A 19,585-nucleotide genomic window follows, 5' to 3' on the forward strand; every position below is an offset into this window, starting at 1 on the left:
GGTCACTGATCCCGAACCCCGGCCGGGGCCGGTAGAAACCGGCATTGTCGTCCCCGGCCACCCGGGTCACGATCGGGTGATCCAGCAGCGCTTCGGCGGACGTCCCCGAGACACCGTGCACCCGCAGTTCGACTACCTCGTGTGCCAACGTCCCGCCTCCCGGCAAGTGCTGACCCTCACGGTAGTGACCTGACCTGCAATCTTGGGGTTGTCTCGGCGAACAGCCTCACCCTTCGGCCGCGATTGCCGCAATGGCGGCGCGCGGCGATGGACGCGGTGTGATTTCGCGAATCGCTCGTCACCGAAGGCGACGGCGCCGGTCGCGGGTGTCCACACCTACCGATCGGCGCGCCGCGAGTGACGGCACGGTACGACGGCGTGGGGCGGGGTCATGCCTGCCCGGCAGCAACCTCGGCGGTACTCCGGAGAATGCAGAACTCGTTTCCCTCGGGATCCGCGAGCACCACCCATCCGGTTCCGTCCGCGTTGCGTCGGTCGTCGACGGTGGTCGCGCCAAGCTCGATCAGGCGGCCTAGTTCGGCATCGCGTGGGCCTTCGACTGGACGCAGGTCGAAGTGGATCCTGTTCTTGACCTGCTTTGCCTCCGGCACCTCGATGAAGAGCAGCCGATGCGTCCGGTCCCGAGAGAAGATCATGCATTCCTCGTGTCCCGGCTCGTTCGGATCATCAGGGTCCTCGACGTAGTCGAGGACGGCCTGCCACCAGCGGGACAAGGCATACGCGTCGGCACAGTCGACGCTGGTATGGGAGATGAAGGAAGTCACTCGGGCATCGTTGCAGGACCGGCCGACACGATCGAGTGGATCCTTATCGCCCCGCTTCTCCGGCAGCCTCTCGGAGCGCGGCGACCGCGGTTTGCACGGCCGGTGTGTGCTCGACCGCGTCGTGGACCACCACGTAGATCGACCGGATCGGCGTGGGTCGGACCAGCCGGACGCAGGTCACCCCGTCGGGCAGCTTCGCCGCGCCGAGTGCGGGGAGCACCGTGAGGCCGATGCCGGCTCCGACGAAGGCGAGCGCCGTCGGGTAGTCGTGTGCCTCGACCCGGAAGGCCGGGCTGAAACCGGCGGCGGTGCAGGCCTCGATGAGGTTCGCGCGGCACCAGCCTCGGGCGAAGTCGTTGTCCACCCAGCGCTCGTCGGCGAGGTCGGCCAGGTCCACCTCGACCCGGTCGGCGAAGCGGTGCCCGGCGGGCAGCACCGCGACATAGGGGTCGTCGAAGACGTGGTGGGCGGTGAACCCCGAACCGGGGTCGAAGCCGGTGGCCCCCACCACCACCTGCACGTCGGCGCGTTCCTCCCGGCTGTCCGGGATGTGTTCGCACAGTTTCAGGTCGATCCGGACGCCGGGAAGGTCGGTGGTGATCCGCCGCACCACGAGCGGCATCCAGGCAGCGCCGACCGACGCGAAGTACGCGATGGACAGCGCGCCGGTACGACCTGATCGCAGGTCCGCGATCAGCGATTCGGCCTCGCCGAGGCGGGCGAGCACCCGGTCCGCCTCGGCGGCGAGGGCATGCCCGGCGGCCGTGGGCCGCAGGCCCCGCCCCGCTCGGGCGAGCAGAGTGAGACCCGTTTCGCGCTGTAGCGCGGTGAGGTGCTGGCTGACGGCGGAGGGGGTGTATCCCAGGTTGGCGGCGGCCGCCTGGACAGACCCGGACGCCACGACGGAACGGAAAACCCGGAGACGGTGGACGTCGAGCACGCCGCAACTATAAAGCCTGACTGAATTGTTGTGAAGAATTAGTCGCTGGTACTGAACAGTTAGCGGGCTGAGAATCAGCCCATGGCCAGTCCGGAGATCACTGCCCCCACCAGGTCCGCCGCCTCCACCCAGGCCGCCGCCGGGGACACCCACACCCGCACGCCAGCGCCCGCCCGGCCCACCGGACGACCCCGATCCTGGCCGATCGTCGCCGCCGCCGGGACAACGGTGCTCCTGTGGGCATCGGCGTTCGTCGGCATCAGATTCGCCGGGCACGACTACTCCCCCGGCGCCATGGCACTGGGCCGCATGGCGACGGCGTCCATCGCGCTGACCGCGTTCGTGGCACTCACCGCTGCGGCCCGACACGGCAGCCGGCAACCGGGACACGCCACGCCGGCGCCGGACGACGCGGCGCCCGGCCGCTCCGGCCTGCCTCGCGGCTGGACCCTGGGACTCATCGGTCTCTGGGGAGTGGCCTGGTTCGGCGGGTACAACGTGACGCTCAACGCCGCTGAGCGGCTGGTCGATGCCGGGACGGCGGCATTGCTGGTGTCGGTCGCGCCCATCCTGGTCGCGGTGGCCGCGGTCCTCGTCCTGGGCGAGCGGCTCACCAGCCGACTCGGCGTCGGGGTGACGGTTGCCTTCGCGGGCGTGGCCCTCATCGCCGCCGGCGGCTTCACCGGGCACGCCGACAAGGTCGGCGTCGCGCTGGCGGTGCTCTCCGCCGTGCTGTACGCCTTCGGCGTACTGCTTCAGAAACGCCTGCTGGCCCGGGTGGACGCGGTGACGATGACCTGGCTCGGCGCGGTGGCCGGCACCGTGGCTCTGCTGCCGTTCACCCCCACGCTCCTCGGGGAGCTCGCCGCAGCCCCACCGTCGGCCACCCTCGGCATGCTGTACCTGGGCGTGTTCCCGACCGCGGTCGGTTTCCTCACCTGGGGCTATGTCCTGTCCCGCTGGACCGCGGGGCGCACCACCGCCGCGACCTACCTGGCCCCACCGGTGACCGTTCTGCTGTCCTGGACGCTGCTGGGCGAGGTACCAGCGCCGCTCGCCCTGCTGGGCGGCGCGCTCTGCCTCACCGGCGTGGTTCTCGCGACGCGCCGCTGACCACCGGCCCCTCGTCCGTCCCGTGGTGGCCCGGTCACCTCACCGGGCGGGAAAGCGCAGGATGCGGTCGTCACCGTCGCGAAGGTCGCCCCGGCCGTCGGTGTTGGAGGTGGTGACCCAGAGCGCACCGTCCGGGGCCACCTGCACGCTGCGCAGCCGCCCGTACCTGTCGACGAGGTGGGCGGACGGCTCGCCGAGCCGATCACCGTCGAGCGGCACGACCCACAGTCGTTCACCACGCAGCGCGGCGATGTAGGCGGTACCGGCGGTGATCGCGATGCCGGACGGGGATGCCTCGCGCACCGGCCAGGTGACCAGCGGGTTGGTGTAACGGCCCCCGGCGGTGTCCCCTTCGCCCTCGACCTCGGGCCAGCCGTAGTTGCGGCCAGGCTCGATCAGGTTGACCTCGTCGACGTCGTTCTGCCCGAACTCGGTGGCGAACAGTCGCCCCTCGGCGTCCCAGGCCAGGCCCTGCACGTTGCGGTGGCCCAGGCTGTAGACCGGGGAACCGGCGGTGGGGTTGCCGGGTGCGGGGTCGCCGTCGGGGGTGAGCCGCAGGATCTTGCCGGCGGGGCTCGCCGGGTCCTGGGAGCTGGCGGTGTTTCCGGCGTCGCCGGTGCCGACGTACAGCATGCCGTCGGGGCCGAACGCGATGCGCCCGCCGTTGTGGTAGGTCGCCTTGGCGATGCCGGCGAAGACCACCTCGGGCTCACCGCCGCCGAGCCGGAACCGCACGATGCGGTTGTCGTCGGCCGCCGTCAGGTAGGCGTAGACCAGGTCATCGGTCGCGAAGTCCGGCGAGACGGCGAGGCCGAGTAGTCCGCCCTCACCGGCCGAGGCCACACCGGGCACCTCGGCGACCTGTTGCGGCGCACCGCTACCCGGGTTCAGGCGCAGGATCCGGCCGGTGTCACGCTCGGCGATCAGGGCGTCGCCGCCGGGCAGGAACGCCAGGCCCCACGGCACGTCGATGCCACGGGCGAGTTCCTCGCCCGCGTCGAGGTCGGGCGCCGCCGTCGGGGAACTGCTCGCGGTGCTTGTCGCGACAGGTCCCGCTGCCGGACCGGAGCCCGTCTCGTCCCCGCTGCTGCCGCACCCGGCGGCACTTGCCGTCAGCACGACCGCCAACACCGATCCCGCCCACCTTGTGTATCGCATTCGTCTCCTTCAACTGTTCCTGGTCCACCGCGACGCCGTGGCCCCAGCCAAGCAGGCCGCGGCGAAAAACCAAGGAAAGCGCAAGGGCAGGGAGCTTCACCGGATCATCGGCGAGCTGAGGAATGCCTACCCGGCCGCAGCCTCCAGCAGGCTGTCGTAGTGCTGCAAGCCGTAGTGGGGCGGCACATCAGCGAGCGACCAGCTGGTGTAGCCGATCCGGGTTCGCGGCAACTCGACGGCGTTCGCCCGGTAGGTGAGGGCGAGCTCCAGTGTCTGGTTCCACGCCGACGCCGGGCACGGATCGAGATTGCCACAGACCAGGTCCGCGGTCGCCGTCTGGTAGCTGATCGGGCCGCCCTTGGCCGCGATGTACGCCCACATCGTGTAGTAATTGTTCGGTCGATCGGGGTACATCGAATTGTTGCCAAGCACGCAACGGGCCCCCAGCGAGGTACGGCAGTAATCGATCATCTGCCGGGTGAACTGGTTGTCCACCGACGATGTCCAGGTGACCTCGTTGATCCGCTGGTACGGGTTGAAGGCCAGGTAGGACCGTGTCCGCTCCCACACGTCGTGCGCATCGATCTCGTCGTGGTGACACTGGTCGTCGGCGGCGCCGGTGTAACCGGCCGCTTCCAGGCCGGGCCGGTTCAGGTTGAGCTGCCCGGTCTGACGGATGTACGGTTCGGCGAACTCGGTCGCGCAACGGGAGATCACCACGTCCAGCAGGCGCGGATGATCGTCGTAGAGCGCCGCCAGCCGGTCCTGCAGGTTCTGATAGGCGTCGCCGTACTGGGCCGTCCAGAAGCGACCGATCGTGCCGATCACGGCACCGCCGGAGTACCACGGAATCGGGCTGGTGCCGCCCAGGGTCTTCGCCCACTCGGGCGCGTGGATGCCGCCGACCACCCGCAGTCGGGTCGACATACCCGCCGCGTCCGCGGCCGCCAGCGCCAGGTCGATCGCCGTGGTGTCCAGGGCACCGCCGTGGTTGGTGCCCGGTTCCTGCTGCGGCTGCAACTCGTTCCAGTTCGCCCGGATGACGAACCCGTCCACCACCGACGCGTAGGCGCCAGTGGCCGGCTCCGCCCGGTCGATCAGCCCGGCCAACGGCTCCTTGAGCGGGACCGAATTCGGTGCCGCTCCCTGGGCCGGGACGCCGACCGACACTGACACCATCAACACGGCGGCCACGACCGCGGGTGCTCTCACGAGGTTTCCTCCTCAGGTACGCCGGAACGTGCCCGCCAGAATAGATCCGAGCAGACCGGCGGAGATCCACCGGACCGGCGGTCCCGGCGCTCATCGACATGATCGCCGAGGACACGAGCGACGTCGATGCAACCGATGCCCTGAGCGCCCTGGTGATTCGCACTCCGCTGGCACAAGGCGTTGGCACCGCTCAATAGCCGAGCAGGGCGATACCCAGGGAGGACCCGGCGGCCGCGAGCAGCACGCTGCCAGTGCCGAGACCGGTGACCGCGCTCACCGGCAGGGAACGGCTGCGCGCCACCGGGACGGCGGCGACTGCGACGAGCGTGATCAACGCGGCCACCACGTGGATCAGCGGATAGCCGATCAGCGCGGCCACCGGGAAGAGGTGCACCCCGACGACGAACGCGATCCAGGCGGGGATCACGTCGCGGCGGCGTAGCGCGGCGAGGACGCCGGCACCGAGCGCGGCGAGCCCGAACTCGATGCCGACCACGATGCCGAAGTTGCGGCTGGTCTCCGCGGTGAACGCCGTTCCGTCCGACCAGTGACGCCAGGCCAGTAGGGCGCCGGCGACCACCATGAGGATGGCGGCGACCGAACCGGCGACGAGTGGTCTCCGCCAGGTCCGCGGCGGTGCCTCCTGCGCCCATCCGTACCAACTGGACGCGAAGAAGCCGAAAACAACAGCGGTCGCCGCCGCGTCGCGGACGTGCTCGGTGATCACTGATCTCCATAGGGATCGGCCGGCTCTGCCATAGGGCGGTACCAGGCGCAGTTTGTGCGGCCTGCCGAGCAGTTGCTCCGGCATCGTCGCGCCAAGTGCAGGGGGTCAAGGCCGCCCAACGCTAGCACCCATGAGCCAGTCGGCTGCACCATGATCATGGCCGGGACGAATGGGCAGTGCAGGCTGAACGCGGTGCGGCACGGTTGCGTGATCACTGGTCGCCCAGCGACACCACCAGTTCCTGCGGCCGGTGGTCGGAGGCGCCCCGCCCGTCGCCGAAATGGTAGGAGTGCACCCGTACCTGCGGTGAGACGAACGCCCAGTCGAGCCGCCACCAGGGCGGCCAGCCAGGGCGGTGTGCCCAACTCGCCGGGTACGGAGACGGCATGGCGTAACTCGCGTCGCGCAGGCCGTCGGGCAGCTTACGCCGGTCGCCCATGGCGGGGGTGGTGTTCAGATCCCCGGCGAGCAGCACCGGATTCGGGTTGGCGTGGACGTCGCGGGCCAGCGCCCGCCACTGCGGCTCCCGCTGGGCACGCTGCGCGCGCATGATCCGGTAGAAGTCGCCGTCGAGCAGGCCGTGCTCGGGTGAGAGCTGGACCGGCAGATGCAGGTTGTACGCCGACAGCACCCGCCCACCGCCCAGGTCCAGGTCGGTACGCAGGGTCTTGTAGCGCCACTCGTCGCCGGCCTCGGCGATCGCCGGCGGCAGGTCGACCGGCTCCAGTGGCACCTGCCGCAGCACCGGCACGCGGGACAGGGTGACCAGTTCGCCGACGACCACCACCTGGTACCCGGGGAACTCGGCGCGCAGCCGGTCGAGAGTCGCCTCCGTCGGCCGGCCCCGCTCGTACCAGTACTCCTGCAACAGGTAGACGTCGGCGTCGGCGTTCCGCAGGACCCGGTACAGCTCCTCGGTCTCGCCGCCCTCGTCCCAGTAGCCGGTGTTCCAGGAGAACACGCGCAACGCGTCGACCGGGGCCGGGCCGTCCCCACCATGCCACCAGCGGACGTTGATTCCGCTCAGTCCCGCACCGAGCAGCAGCCCGACGGCGGCGAGCAACGCCACCGTACGGCGGCGCCGGCTGACCGCCGCGACGGCGCCCAACGTCAGGGGCACGAGGAGGAAGGCCAGCGGTGGCACGGTGTCCACCGCCAGCCAGAGCCACCAGCGCCCGCTGAGCCCCCGGTGCGCGGCGGTGAACGCGAGCCAGAGCGACGCGACGCCGACCAGGACCGCCGCCAGCCAGCGCCGCCGTGCCGGGCCGGCGGGCGACGCCTGGTCGGCGGCGGTGTCGGCCGTCGGGGCGGCTGTCGTCACGCCGACGTCCACCGAGGCGCACCGTCGATCGGGAACGAGGCGTCGTATAGCTGTCGGAAGGGCCGGGACAGCAGCCACTGCGCCGCGCCGGTCGCCACGCCGGCCGTGATCGTCACGTTGACCAGGTAGTGAAGTCCGGCGAAGCCGACCAGGAACAGCACCCCGTGGCGCCGCAGGACGAAGCGGTACATCCCGGCGTCGCAGGCCAGTGAGGCGGCGAGCAACGTGGCCGGCAGGACCGCCGCCCAGGGTCCCCACAGGAACGGCACCGCCAGCGCCGGCAGGGTGAGGAAGGCGGCGAGACTGCCCCAGGCGCGGGAGGCGGTCTCGAAGCCCTTGCCGAAGCGGCGGGCCCGCGCGTACAGGGGAATTCGCAGCCGTCCCCGGTGGAACAGTTTGCGCAGCAGTCCGCGCAGTTCGTGGTCGTGGTCGTGCCGCCCGCGTACCTCGGAGGTGAGCAGCATCCGGTGCCGCCGGGTCAGCCGGTAGCCGTAGTCGACCTCCTCGGTCTGGCGCAGGGCTGGGTTGAACGGCCCGATCTCGTCGTACACCGCCCGTCGGATCACGCACACGGCCGGGAAGAGGAACGAGATGTCACCTTCGGAGCTGATCGACCAGTAGTGGTACTGGAGGCCGCGGTATCGGGAGACCAACGTGTCGTGGAGCAGCGGCTCGGCGTCCTGGATGCCGCAGACCGCGCCGACTGCGGGCTCCGCTTGCAGGATCCGCACCGCGTTGGCGATCGCGTCCGGTGCCAGGGCCAGGTCGGAGTCGACGTAGCAGATCAGCTCGCCGTGGGTGTGTGCGGCACCGACGTTGCGGGCGGTGCCGCAGCCGCCGTTCGCCCCGGTGCTGACCACGCGGACACCGAGGGCGCCGGCTACCGCGACGGACTGGTCCGTGCTGCAGTCGTCGACCATCAGCAGCTCGATGTTCGGGTAGGTCTGGTCGAGGATGGACCGCAGGCAGAGATCCAGGGACTCGGCGTAGTTGTAGTTGGGCACGATCACCGAGACCAGCGGAAGCGCGTTCATCGGGCGGCGACCTCCGGACGGTCGTAGAGCCGGCGGAAGCGGCGGGAGCCCAGCCAGGCGACCACGCCGGAGGCCGCGGCGACCGCGATGACCAGGTTCAGGAAGAAGTGCATCGCGATGAAGTAGACCAGAAACAGCCAGCCGCGTTCGGCCCGGACGAAACGGTACATCGGCAGGTCACCGGCGACGAAGGCGGCGAACGCGGCCAGCGGCACCAGCAGGTAGGCCGGGCCGAGGAGTACGGGCAGCACGAGGGCGAGCACGGACAGCGGGGTGGCGATACTGACCCAGGCGCGCGGGCCGCTGCGCAACCCGCCCGGGAACTCCGGCTTGCGGGCGTACATCGGGATGTGCAGCGCCGTGCGGGTGAACACCTTGCGGACCAGGACCCCGAGTTCGTGGTCGTGGTCGTGCACGCCGCGCACCTTCGGGGAGAGCAGGATCTCGTAGCGCTGCGCGAGCCGCAGGCCGTAATCGGCGTTCTCGGTCTCCCGCAGCCGGGGGTTGAAGGGCCCGATCTCGTGGAAGACCCGGGCCGGGATGGCCAGCAGCGCGGTGTAGAGCGTCATGATCCGGCCCTCGTCGGCGATCAGCCAGTAGGACTGCTGGAGGCAGCGGTACTCCTCCAGCAGGCTGTCCCGGATCAGCGGCACCGGGTCGTAGTTGCCGCAGACCGCCCCGATCGTCGGGTCGGCGGTGAGCAGGTCGACCGCGTTGGCGACCGCGTCGGGGCGGGCCGCGACGTCGGAGTCGACGAAGAAGAGAATCTCGCCCTCGGCGACCTCCGCACCGAGGTTGCGGGCCGCGGCCGGGCCGCTGTTGCTCGGCGTACGCACGACCCGCGCCCCGTGGGCCTCGGCGACCGCGACCGAGTCGTCGGTGCTGCAGTCGTCCACCACGATGATCTCCAGCCGCGGGTACGTCTGCGCCCGCAGCGAGTCGAGGCACAGGTGCAGCGCACGGGCGTAGTTGTAGTTCGGCACGATGACCGACACCAGGGAAGGGTTCACTTGTCCGTCCAGGTCAGCAGGTGTGGATAACGGGCGTTGATCTGTGCCACCGCCAGGATGACGCCGACCAGGACGGCGCACCCGACGATCGTCCGGTCGCGCAGCAGGATCCGGATCGGGTCGCCGCCGGTGCGCAGCACCAGCACCGCCTGGAGGTACCGGAACGCGGCCAGCAGCCCCAGCGGTACGACGAGCGCCAGGACGATCGGCGGGTAGGCGTCGATCGGCGCGTCGACGTGCAGGTACAGCAGGAAGGTGGTGCCGGCCAGGGAGGTGGTGAGGCCGAGCAGGTGGTCGGCGAGCAGCAGGTTGTAACCGTCCAGCGCGGGCCGGTGCGGGGTACCGAGGGCCGCCAGTTCGTGCCGGCGTTTGCCGAGGATGAGCACCAGGCAGCCGCTGAACACGGCGGTCAGCAGCAGGCTGGAGGGCACCGTTTCGGTGGCCGCGTAGCCTTGGAGGACCCGCAGGACGAAGCCAGCGGAGACCACGCAGACGTCCAGCAGCGGCAGATGCTTGAGCCATCTGCTGTAGGCGGTGCTCAGGGCCAGGTAGGCGATCAGCGGCCACCAGGGGATTGCCGGTCCGCCGACGGTGAGCGCGACCAGCAGTGCGGTGAGCAGGCCCGCGTACCCCCAGGCCACCGGGACCGGGACGTGCCCGGCGGCGATCGGCCGGTGCCGTTTGTGCGGGTGGGCCCGGTCCAGGTGACGGTCGGCGATGTCGTTGACGACGTAGATCACCGAGGACGCGAGGGTGAACGCGGCCACCGCCCAGACGCACCGCCACAGGGCCGTCGCGGTCCAGACCGGGGTGTCCACCAGGGCGAGCGGGACGGCCAGGACGTTCTTGACGACGTGGCCCGGCCGGGCGAGGACGAGCAGGTGACGCGGCAGCAGGGGCAGTCGCGCAACGCGTTTGGGGGCGACCGGGGCGACCGGCTCCACCACGGTCTCGGCAGCGGTCATCGGGGCCTCAGAAGAAGATCTTCGCGGCGGCCAGGACGCCCTGCCGCCAGGGGTCACGGCTGGTCCGACCGTCGCGGGCCGGCTGGTCGCGGTGTCGCTCGGCCCGCCACCACTCGTAGGTACGCAGGATGGCGTCCTGGTTGGACAGCTTCGGGTGGAAGCCCAGCCGGTGCCGGGCCTTGTCGATGCTGACGTACGAGTCGGCCATCAGCTTGTGCAGCAGTCGCCCGTAGACGGGTGAGAGGCGGCTGCGTTCCAGCAGGCTGAGTGCGGCGAGTGCCGGCCGGGCGGGCAGCGAGACCACCCGTCGGCCGTGGCCGGCGGCGTCCAGGACCGCCTGGAAGTCCTCCCGGAGGGTGCCGAAGCGTTCGGCGGCGAGGTTGTAGGTGTCGTTGGCGACGTCGTCGTCGGCCTGCAGGACGGTGACCACCGCGTCCACGAAGTCGTCCACGGCGAACATCTGGATCCGGACGTCGCCGCGCCCGAGGACCGGAAAGTTGCGGCCCTCCTCGGCCCACTCGAAGAGCATGGCGAACAGACCCATCCGCCCGGGGCCGAGGAAGGTCTTGGGGCGCAGCATCGCCACCGGCAGGCCGTCGGCCCGGTGCCGTTCGGCGATCTCCTCGGCGGCGGCCTTGGCCGCGCTGTACGTGTCGACCGGCGCGCGCGGGTGCTCCTCGGGGGTGGGCACCTGTTTCGGCAGCCCGTAGACGGCGGTCGAGGAGACGTGCAGGACCCGCGCCGCTCCGGCCCGTCGCGCGGCGTCGAACACGCTGCGCGTGCCGTCGACGATGATCGACCGGATCTGGTCGGCCGGGTAGCTGGGCAGCGCCGCCGCACAGTGGATCACGACGCTGACGCCGGCGAAGGCCCGATCGAGCAGGCCGGCATCGCGGATGTCCCCGACGTGGCTGACCGTCGTTTCGGAACGCAGGTCGACGCCGATTACCTGGTGGCCGTCGGCGGTGAGGCGTTCGGCGAGCCGGGAGCCGAGCATGCCGGCGGCGCCGGTGATGGCGATCACCACAGCGACCCCACCTTCTGCGTGACGAACCGGGTCACCAGCCGGGTCAGTCCCTGGCCGAGCACCTTGTCGAGGGCGTCGACGGCGCGCTGCGCGTCGGCCGGGTCGGTGACCAGCGACGGACCGATGATCAGCGGGTTGAGGCCGTTGAGGGTGTAGTAGGTGAAGATGTCGTGGTCCCGGTAGAGCGCGTTGATGACGGCGCAGGTCACCAGCTTCGCCTTGAACCGGGGGTCGCGGGCCATGCCCGCCGGGGCGAGCCGGGCCACCAGGTCGAGGATCTTCGGTCCGCCGTCGATGTGCACGCCCCAGAGCGCCCCGGCACCCGCCACCCGGCCGACCGCCTCCGGGTGTTCCTTGGCCAGCCGGTTAAGGGCGGGTTCGAGGACGCGCTCCAGCTCGCGAGCCCGCGCCGGGTAGTCGTCCTGCACCACGATGTTGATCGCTTCGATGGCGGTGACGCACTCCTCGCCCATGCCGTAGTAGGTGGTGCTGGTGCTCTGCAGCAGCGCGTCGGTGAGGTTGTCGTACGCCCTGCGGAACACCGGCTTGCGGGCCACGAAGGCCGAGATGGAGGACTTGCCGCCGCCGAAGGATTTGCTGGTGGTGAGCACGTCCGGTATCAGATCGGGGTAGCGCATGAAGTAGAAGAGGCTGCCCGTCTTGCCCCAGCCGGTGTAGATCTCGTCGAAGATGAGCACGATGTCGTGCCGGTCGCACAGTTCGCGTACGCCACGAAGGAAATCTTCGTCGCACCATTGAATGGTGGAGGCGCTGAACGGTTCGACGATGAGGGCATAGACGTCGCCGGGATGCCGCCCGATAGCCGATCGGACGGAATCGAGGTCTCCATACGTGAATGGGACGATTCCCGGAATTGTCGGAAAGTTGAAGTGCGGCTGTCCGGTGAGTCCGCCGGAACCGAGCAGCTTTCCGTGGAAACCGCAGTCCGCGCGCAGGATGGTCCCGCGTCGACCGCCGTGGTACTTGTACGCGAGCTTCACCGCACCCTCCACCGCCTCGGCGCCGGAGTTGGGCAGGAACGACATGGAGAGGTCGCCGGGCAGCAGCTGCGCCAGGTTGTGGCCGAGCGCCGCAAGGTAGGGCGAAAAGTACGTCTTGTGCACTTCCATCCGCCGGCGCTCGGCGAACCGCTGCCGGGCCGCCACGATCCGTGGATGGTTGTGGCCGTGGTTGAGCACCCCCACCCCGCCGGTGAGGTCGAGGACCCGCCGGCCGTCACGCAAGGTCAGGTAGGCCCCCTCGGCGCTCTCCACCAATTCCCGGCCGAACCCGAACGACGTCATCAGATTGACCTGGCTCGCGTTCACGTACTGCCGATAGAGGTCGTGCACCTCACGAACGGTGAACCGCTCGCATTCCTCGACGCTGACGAGATTGGGCATGCCGCGACGCTATCTATTGCCCCGCGATCTTTCCTGAACCGCCGCTGGATGCAACCTTGACTACGCAAGGCAACCCTTGCGTGGCGGGGTTGCCGCTCGATAACTTGGTCGAGGCGCAACACAATTGCCGCCGGTCAATTCCTCCGCACTTTATCCACCAGCCCTTTGAGGTGCTCGTCATGCCGCCGACGGTGTCGGTCATCGTTCCCACCCACAACAGTGCGAAGACCCTGGGTGCGTGCCTTGAGGCGATCCACCGGCAACGGCACCCGGTGACCGAGGTCATCGTCGTCGACGACGCCAGCACCGACGACACCCGCGCGATCGCCCAGCGGTTTCCGTGCCGGCTGCTGGTCACCGACCAGAACGCCGGGCCCGCCGCCGCCCGCAACCGCGGCATCCGGGCCAGCACCGGCGAGCTGCTCTTCTTCCTCGACTCCGACTGTGCACCGGAACCGGACGCGCTAAGCAACGCCCTCGCCATCCTCCGTGACCAGCCGGACGTCGCCTGCGTACACGGCATCTACGCGCTGGAACCGCTGATCGACGACGGTCCCGTCGAGGCGTACCGGCTGACGCACGGGCACTACTGGCGGCTGCGCAACGTCGGGCGGGTACGCACCACCCTCTTCGCGATCTGTCTCATCCGGCGGGAGGTCTTCACCTCGGTCGGCCTCTTCGACGAGAAGCTGCGCGCCTCAGAGGACGTGGAACTCGGCGACCGGATGGGCGACCGGTACGGCATCGTCCTGACCGACACGGTGGTCTGCCGGCACGACGACGACAGCCGGCTCGGCGCACTGCTGCGCAAGCAGTTCCGCCGCTCGCAGCTGCTGATTCCGGTGGCCCTGGCCGAACGCGGGCCGGCCGGCATCCGCGCCAACACCGCGGCGGGCCTGCTCACCGCGGCGATGGTGCCGGCAGCCCTGCCGTCGGCGCTGTTCACCGGTGGCTGGCCGGTGCTGTCCCTGTTGTTCGTCGTGCTGTTCATGGCCGCCGAACCCGGGCTGCTGCGGTTCGTCCTGCGTCAGCGCGGGCCCGCGTTCACACTCTTCTTCTTCGCCGTGCATCTGCTGGTCCAACTCGCTGTCGTCACCGGCGCCGTCGTGGGCGGGTTGCGTCATCTCGCCGACCGCGATTTCGGACCGACCCGGGCGACCACCGCGAAGACGTCCCGATGAGCGGCCGTCGAGAACGCGTCACCCGGCTCTGCTCGCACCTGCACGCACAGGCACTGCACTACCTGCTCTTCGCCTACCGTGGCCGGCAGTTGCTGCGCCGCCGTCCCACGCTCGGCGGCGCACACTGGCCGGCCTTCGGCCTGCCCGGCGAGGAGATCGCACTCACCGTCGACGACGGCCCGCACCCGAGGTGGACCCCGGCCCTGCTCGACCTGCTCGACCGGCACGGTGTGCGGGCCACGTTCTTCCTCGTCGGTGACCGGGTACGGGAACGGCCGGACCTGGCCCGTCAGGTGCTGGCCGCCGGTCATCTGATCGGGAACCACTCGATGTCGCACCCGCAGCCGTTCGCCGCGCTCGCCCGGCACGAGATCCGGGCGGAGATCGCGTACGCCCAGCGGGAGATCGAGGACGCCACCGCGGTCACGCCGCGACTGTTCCGCGCGCCCGGCGGCAACTGGTCGTCGGCAGTCCTGCGGATCACCGCCGGCCTCGGCCTCTCCCCGGTCGACTGGACGGTGAACCCCAGCGACTGGCGCAGTCCGGGTGTCCCCCAAATCGTCCGGACACTGTCGCGCACCCGGCCCGGGCAGATCATGCTCTGCCACGACGGCGGCGGCGACCGGTCGCAGACCATCGCGGCTCTGGCCGAGGTGCTCCCGAGGCTGACCGACCGCGGGCTTCGCTTCGTCACCGTCCCGGACCAGCGGTAGCGGACGTGGAGACCGCGAAGGCATTCCCGAGCGGGACGCCACCGACCACGCGTGAACCCGTCGATCCACCGGCTGTACCGACCCGCCCCCGCCGCCGTGGGTGTCCGGTGCCCGGACAGAGCCGTCGAGTAGTGCCGAGCCCGGGTTGTGGCATCCCGGCTCCGCCGGGTGGGAGAGACACCTGATGTCGCACGATGAACTGTCCATACTGCTGCTGGGCCCGGTGCGGGCCTGCCGGGGAGACACCTTGCTGTACCTGGGCACTCCCCGGCAGCGGGAGGTCCTCGCGGTGCTGGCGATGCGGAGCGGCATGGTGATGTCCGTCGCCCAGATCGTCGAGGCGATCTGGGTCGGCCGGCGCCCCGACTCGGTGGAGAACATGGTGCACACCTACATCGGCCGGCTGCGGCGGGCGCTCGAACCGCCCGGTCACCGACCGGCCCTGGCCCGGGTGCTCCGCTCCACCCGACCGGGTTACACCCTCGACATACCGGCCGACGCGGTGGACACCATCCGCTTCGAGCAGGACGTGCGGAGCGCCCGCGCCGCCCGCTCCCAGGCGGACCTGCCCCGGTCGCTCTACCTCTTCCAGCGGGGCCTCGCCCGCTGGTCCGGCCGGGCGCTGCACGAGGCCACCGGCCCGCTGGCCGAGGCCGAACGGATCCGACTGGCCGAGTTGCGCCAGGACGTGCTGGAAGAGGTGACCGGCGTCCGGCTCCTGCTCGGTGACATCGAGAACGTCGTCGCCGAACTGCGCTGGATGCTGGCCGAGCACCCGATGCGGGAACGGCTGTGGGAGCTGCTGCTCATCGCGCTCGGGCAGACCTCCCGGCGGGCGGAGGCGCTCACCGCCTTCCAGGACGCCCGGACCACCCTGGCCGACCGGCTCGGGGTGGAACCGGGACACCGGCTTCAGGATCTACATCGCCGGCTGCTGCGCAGCGAGCCGGTGACCGTGTGGCCGTGGTGGGAGCGGCGGGTCCCCGTCTGAGCGCCGGTCAGGACTCCGCGACCGCGGGGGTGAGCACGAAGAAGGCGTCGGGGGCGCCGTCGCCGGCGTCCGGCGGCAGCCAGGTGGTGACGGCGAGCCCGCAGTCCCGGATCACCGCCACGAACTGCCCGGACCGCTGCACGTCGTAGATCTGCACGAGAATCCTGCCCCGCGAGGTGAGCAGGCCCGGCAACCGGCGCAGCAGGTCGGCCGCCTCCGCCACGGACAGGTAGTAGATGACCTCGCGCAGCAGGATGGCGTCGTACCGGTCCGGTGGGGCGTACGCCCGGATGTCGGCCACCGCGTACGACGCGTCCGGCCGGTCCAGCGACCGGGCCGTCTCGATCGCCCGCCGGCTGATGTCCACGCCGTGGTAGTGCCGGTACCGGCCGCGCGGAAACGAAAGGTTGGCGCTGGTGCCGCAGCCCAGGTCGAGGATCGTCGGGTGCGGCGCCCACGTCTCGATCAGCGACAGCGGCACGGCGCCGTCGCCCGCCTCGTCGAGGTAGCCCCAGAGACCCAGCGCGTACTGGGTGTCCCAGAGCGCCGCGTTCAGTCGTGGGCTGCGGCGCACCAGCGCCCGGACCGGGGCACCGATCCGCCCTGCCATCATCCTCAGCTTCGACACGATGTCACCGACCTCTCTCCGCCGACGTCCAATCCGGCAGCTGGAAACGCTCGCGGTGCCCGGTCAGCCGACCGGTGTCGGCCGCTCGACCGGACTCTGCTGCGGCCCGGCGTCGACGTGCCGGCCGAGCCGGAGCCGACGCCGGTGCAGGTACTGGGCCAGCAGTAGTCCTCCCCCACCGACGGCCACCTCGCTGAGCGCGCAGACCAGTCGGCTGATCAGCACCACCGGGGTGGCCACGGCCACCGGCAGCACGGTGGCCAGCCCGAGCATCAACACCGCCTCGCGTACGCCCAGGCCGTCCGGGGCGACCATCACCGCCAGGCCGGCGACGGTGGCGGCGGCGAACCCCGCCACGCAGATCAGGTACGACCGTACGGGTGGCGCGCCGGCGGCCACCGCGAGCAGCCACAGGTGATGCCCGGAGACGAACCAGGACAGTGACTGGGCGGCGACCGACCGGCGCAGGCCGGACGGGGAGGCGACCACCTGCGGTGGCGGGCGGCGCAACAGCCGGGCCGCCACCGCGATCCCACGGTTGAGCAGGTCCGGGCGGACCACGAGCACGAGCAGCGGGACCGTGGCGAGCAGCAGCCACCAGGTGACGCCCGACAGCAGCGCCGGCCCGGCCGCCAGCGCGACCGTCATCCCGGTCATCGCCACCACCGCCCAGCTCAGCAGGAACACCCCGGCCAGCCGGACCGGCCCCACCTCGATCTCCTTGCCCATCCGCAGCAGCACCGGCAGGGCGACGAAGCGGCCGGGGACGAACTTGGCCAGGAATCCCACGAAGAACAGCCGGTACGCGGTCCACCGGTCGACCGGCGCACCGAGGTCGATGAAGAGCGCCCGCCAGGAGGCCAACCCCAGCAACAACCCGGCGGCGTTGATGAGCAGGGCACCGGCCAGCGCGGCGGCCACCCGCCACGGGTCCAGCTGGCCGGCCAACGTCGCCACGGGCGTCCAGTCCTGGGAGCGGACGAACAGCACCAGACCGATGGTCAGGGCCACCACGAAGACGACGGTGACCGCACGGTTGGCCAGCCGCCACCAGCGGCCCTTCATCGCCGGACCTCCACAGTGGTCGGCCGGGACCCGCCGGCGCGGACCCGACGCAGCAGCGCGCCGGACACCCCCAGCCCCATCCCGACAAATTCGGTCAGGTGGGTGAGCCACCGCAGGCCGGCCGCGTAGAGCAGGAACCGCGGGCCGCGGTGCCGCCACGCGAACGCCAGCAACTCGCGGTCCGCCACGATGGCGGCGCCGACCAGGATCACCGGCAGCGCGGCCAGCCAGGGTGACAGCAGGATCAGCGGCGCGGTGCCCACGGTCAGCCCACTGGAGACCATGCCGACCACCGACCCGAGGTCGACCCGGTGCGGGGTCCGCGCCTCGCCGACCGATCCGGCGGCCGGTCGCTCCCAGCGGGCGGCGACGACCGCACCGGCGTACGTCATCGCGCGGCGGAACAACTCCGACAGGTACGGCCGCAGCCGGTCCACGTCGTCGTGCCGGCCGACCATCTCGTCGCTCACCCGGATCTCGTACCGCCGGGGCAGTCGGGTGCCGAACTCCACGTCCTCCGCGTCACGCAGCCGCTCGTCGAAGCCGCCGACCAGTTCGAAGACCGCCTTGGGCACGGCGGTGAGCGCGAACATCGTGGTTGCCGTCACCCCGGTGGCCCGGCGTCGCCAGAAGTGCTCGAACAACGTCTTGTACGCCTCGACCGGGCCGTCGTCGTAGAGCGGACGCAGATCGTAGATGCCCTGCACGACACCGCAGTCCGGGTACGTGTCGAAGGTGCGTACCGCGACGGCCAGCGCGCCGGGCGCCAGGGCGATGTCCGAGTCGACGAAGAACAGCACGTCACCGGTGGCCCGGGCGGCACCGGCGTTACGGGCCGCCGACACTCCCCGGTTGACCGGGAAGGCCAGCACCGTGCAGGGGAACTCGGCCGCGATCCGTCGGGACCGGTCGGTGCTCGCGTCGTCGACGACGATCACCTCGGCCGGCGGTGGGTGCTGGGCGTAGACCGCCGACAGGCAGTCACGCAGGGTGCGCTCCTTGTTGTAGTTGGGTACCACCACCGACACCCTCACCGGACCCGCCCTTCGGTGCCGTCGACGCCGGTCCGGCCGCCGCTCGGGCGCAGCGCCAGCCAGCCCAGCGCCACGAACCCGACCAGCACGTACAGGTTGGTGTGCAGCAACTCCACGCCCCGGAAGTGCAGATCCGCGCCGCGCAGCCCGACGAGGGTCCAGGCGGCGCTGGCCACGAAGCCGGTCCAGAGCAGCGCGCCGGCCACGACCGCGCCCCGGTCACCGGCCCGCCGGCCGCGTACCACCAGCAGCACCAGGGCCGGTACGCACCACACCCAGTGGTGGTGCCAGGAGACCGGTGAGACGAGCAGGCCGGTCGTCGCGCAGGCCAGCACGCCGAGGAACTGGTCACCGGCCCGGACGCACCGGACCGCGACCACGATCCCGGCCACCGCCGTCAGCGCCGCCAGCGGCAGCCACACGGCCCGTACGTCGGCGGTGTCGCCGAGGCGGGCCAGCGCGCCGTGCAGCGACTGGTTCAGCACCGTACGGGGATCGCCGGTGACGCGGGCGGTGTCGAACAGGCCACCACCCCAGAACCGGACCGAGTCGACCGGCCGCCAGGCGAAGCCGAGCCCGACAGTCGCGGCGAATCCGGCCAGGGCCACCCCCGCCGCTCGCCATCGGCGCAGGCACAGCAGGTACCCCACGAAGATCAGCGGGGTGAGCTTGATCCCGGCGGCGATGCCGACACCGAGACCGCGCCAGCGGCTGCCGGGTTCGCCGGTCAGGTCCAGCAACACGATCAGCATCAGGAACAGGCCCACCTGGCCTACCTGGAGGTGACCGGCCACCGGGAATACCGGCAGCAGCGCCACCGTGCCCAGCAGAACGGCACCAGCGCCGGTACCCGCGCCGGCGGCCCGCAGCGACGCGCGGACCACGGCCGACAACGCGACGACCGAGGCCAGCGACCAGATCCCGATCCCGGTCGACGCGCCGACGTACGCCAGCGGTTGCAGCAGCAGCACGGCGAACGGCGGGTACGTGAAGCCCAGCACGATGCCGTCCACGCCCCGGTGGGTGATGTCGTAGAGCCGCCCGTCGCCACCGGCGGCGGCGATCGCGGCCGCCCGGTAGACGGCGAGGTCGCCCCAGAACCGGCCGGTGCTCCGGTGCACGACGACCGCGGCGGCGGCCACCAGCACCGGCAGCACGATCAGCGCGGCGGCGGGCAGCGCCACACCGGGCCGGCGATCCGACCGAGGGCCCGCCGCCGGCGAGAGGATCGTCACCGAATTCCCCCTTCGAAGGTCGGCGGGAAGACGGTAACAATCG

General features: G+C 71.0%; 19 protein-coding genes. 4 read left to right on the forward strand and 15 right to left on the reverse strand.

The window, feature by feature from the left end:
• Positions 1 to 389: 389 nt before the first annotated feature.
• Positions 390 to 785: a VOC family protein gene (locus tag C1I95_RS09880; protein ID WP_111213487.1), complete on the reverse strand. Its 396-nt coding sequence runs from the start codon at positions 783 to 785 to the stop codon at positions 390 to 392.
• A gap of 43 nt (positions 786 to 828) precedes the next feature.
• Positions 829 to 1,725, reverse strand: a complete 897-nt coding sequence (locus C1I95_RS09885; RefSeq protein ID WP_111213488.1) for a LysR family transcriptional regulator — start codon at positions 1,723 to 1,725, stop codon at positions 829 to 831.
• 81 nt (positions 1,726 to 1,806) lie between these two features.
• Here C1I95_RS09885 and C1I95_RS09890 point away from each other — a divergent pair, with 81 nt between their 5' ends.
• Positions 1,807 to 2,838, forward strand: a complete 1,032-nt coding sequence (locus C1I95_RS09890; RefSeq protein WP_111213489.1) for a DMT family transporter — start codon at positions 1,807 to 1,809, stop codon at positions 2,836 to 2,838.
• Positions 2,839 to 2,877: 39 nt separating this feature from the next.
• Here the strand turns inward: C1I95_RS09890 and C1I95_RS09895 are convergent, their stop codons facing one another.
• The 9 genes from C1I95_RS09895 to C1I95_RS09935 all read right to left on the reverse strand — a co-directional run bounded on the left by C1I95_RS09895 (position 2,878) and on the right by C1I95_RS09935 (position 12,596).
• Positions 2,878 to 3,996, reverse strand: coding sequence for a PQQ-dependent sugar dehydrogenase (locus tag C1I95_RS09895; protein ID WP_111213490.1), 1,119 nt, complete (start codon positions 3,994 to 3,996; stop codon positions 2,878 to 2,880).
• Positions 3,997 to 4,122: 126 nt separating this feature from the next.
• Positions 4,123 to 5,208, reverse strand: a complete 1,086-nt coding sequence (locus C1I95_RS09900) for a hypothetical protein (protein ID WP_146605684.1) — start codon at positions 5,206 to 5,208, stop codon at positions 4,123 to 4,125.
• Positions 5,209 to 5,398: 190 nt separating this feature from the next.
• Positions 5,399 to 5,935: a hypothetical protein gene (locus C1I95_RS09905; RefSeq protein WP_111213492.1), complete on the reverse strand. Its 537-nt coding sequence runs from the start codon at positions 5,933 to 5,935 to the stop codon at positions 5,399 to 5,401.
• A 211-nt stretch (positions 5,936 to 6,146) separates the two neighbouring features.
• Entirely contained in the window at positions 6,147 to 7,256 is a 1,110-nt protein-coding gene (locus tag C1I95_RS09910) for an endonuclease/exonuclease/phosphatase family protein (RefSeq protein WP_158566343.1), read from the reverse strand.
• Positions 7,253 to 8,290, reverse strand: a complete 1,038-nt coding sequence (locus tag C1I95_RS09915) for a glycosyltransferase family 2 protein (RefSeq protein WP_111213494.1) — start codon at positions 8,288 to 8,290, stop codon at positions 7,253 to 7,255. Before C1I95_RS09915 ends, C1I95_RS09910 begins: the two co-directional genes overlap by 4 nt.
• A complete protein-coding gene (locus tag C1I95_RS09920; RefSeq protein ID WP_111213495.1) occupies positions 8,287 to 9,300 on the reverse strand; it encodes a glycosyltransferase family 2 protein in 1,014 nt (337 codons plus the stop codon). Before C1I95_RS09920 ends, C1I95_RS09915 begins: the two co-directional genes overlap by 4 nt.
• On the reverse strand, positions 9,297 to 10,265 hold the full coding sequence (locus C1I95_RS09925; protein WP_111213496.1) for a UbiA prenyltransferase family protein: 969 nt from the start codon (positions 10,263 to 10,265) through the stop codon (positions 9,297 to 9,299). The genes C1I95_RS09920 and C1I95_RS09925 overlap by 4 nt, the downstream gene beginning before the upstream one ends.
• 7 nt (positions 10,266 to 10,272) lie before the next feature.
• Positions 10,273 to 11,292 carry an NAD-dependent epimerase/dehydratase family protein gene (locus tag C1I95_RS09930; RefSeq protein ID WP_111213497.1) on the reverse strand — a complete coding sequence of 340 codons (1,020 nt, stop codon included), beginning with the start codon at positions 11,290 to 11,292 and terminating at the stop codon, positions 10,273 to 10,275.
• Positions 11,286 to 12,596 (reverse strand): aspartate aminotransferase family protein, encoded by a 1,311-nt coding sequence (locus C1I95_RS09935; RefSeq protein WP_199523673.1) that lies wholly within the window; start codon positions 12,594 to 12,596, stop codon positions 11,286 to 11,288. The genes C1I95_RS09930 and C1I95_RS09935 overlap by 7 nt, the downstream gene beginning before the upstream one ends.
• Before the next feature lie 269 nt (positions 12,597 to 12,865).
• Between C1I95_RS09935 and C1I95_RS09940 the strand changes: the two genes are divergently transcribed.
• From C1I95_RS09940 to C1I95_RS09950, 3 genes are all read left to right on the forward strand, one after another.
• Positions 12,866 to 13,876 (forward strand): glycosyltransferase family 2 protein, encoded by a 1,011-nt coding sequence (locus tag C1I95_RS09940; RefSeq protein ID WP_111213499.1) that lies wholly within the window; start codon positions 12,866 to 12,868, stop codon positions 13,874 to 13,876.
• The gene (locus tag C1I95_RS09945; RefSeq protein WP_111213500.1) at positions 13,873 to 14,589 is read left to right on the forward strand and encodes a polysaccharide deacetylase family protein; all 717 of its coding nucleotides are present in this window, start codon (positions 13,873 to 13,875) and stop codon (positions 14,587 to 14,589) included. The genes C1I95_RS09940 and C1I95_RS09945 overlap by 4 nt, the downstream gene beginning before the upstream one ends.
• 184 nt (positions 14,590 to 14,773) lie before the next feature.
• The gene (locus tag C1I95_RS09950; protein ID WP_111213501.1) at positions 14,774 to 15,580 is read left to right on the forward strand and encodes an AfsR/SARP family transcriptional regulator; all 807 of its coding nucleotides are present in this window, start codon (positions 14,774 to 14,776) and stop codon (positions 15,578 to 15,580) included.
• Between the two features lie 7 nt (positions 15,581 to 15,587).
• Here C1I95_RS09950 and C1I95_RS09955 read toward each other — a convergent pair whose 3' ends face one another.
• From C1I95_RS09955 to C1I95_RS09965, 4 genes are all read right to left on the reverse strand, one after another.
• Positions 15,588 to 16,190, reverse strand: a complete 603-nt coding sequence (locus C1I95_RS09955; protein ID WP_158566345.1) for a class I SAM-dependent methyltransferase — start codon at positions 16,188 to 16,190, stop codon at positions 15,588 to 15,590.
• Positions 16,191 to 16,271: 81 nt separating this feature from the next.
• Positions 16,272 to 17,273, reverse strand: coding sequence for a lysylphosphatidylglycerol synthase domain-containing protein (locus C1I95_RS36265; protein ID WP_233513450.1), 1,002 nt, complete (start codon positions 17,271 to 17,273; stop codon positions 16,272 to 16,274).
• Entirely contained in the window at positions 17,270 to 18,307 is a 1,038-nt protein-coding gene (locus C1I95_RS36270; protein WP_233513451.1) for a glycosyltransferase family 2 protein, read from the reverse strand. Before C1I95_RS36270 ends, C1I95_RS36265 begins: the two co-directional genes overlap by 4 nt.
• The gene (locus C1I95_RS09965; protein WP_111213503.1) at positions 18,304 to 19,542 is read right to left on the reverse strand and encodes a glycosyltransferase 87 family protein; all 1,239 of its coding nucleotides are present in this window, start codon (positions 19,540 to 19,542) and stop codon (positions 18,304 to 18,306) included. The genes C1I95_RS36270 and C1I95_RS09965 overlap by 4 nt, the downstream gene beginning before the upstream one ends.
• Positions 19,543 to 19,585: the final 43 nt, after the last annotated feature.

It is taken from the genome of Micromonospora craterilacus (assembly GCF_003236315.1).
Lineage (GTDB): Bacteria > Actinomycetota > Actinomycetes > Mycobacteriales > Micromonosporaceae > Micromonospora > Micromonospora craterilacus.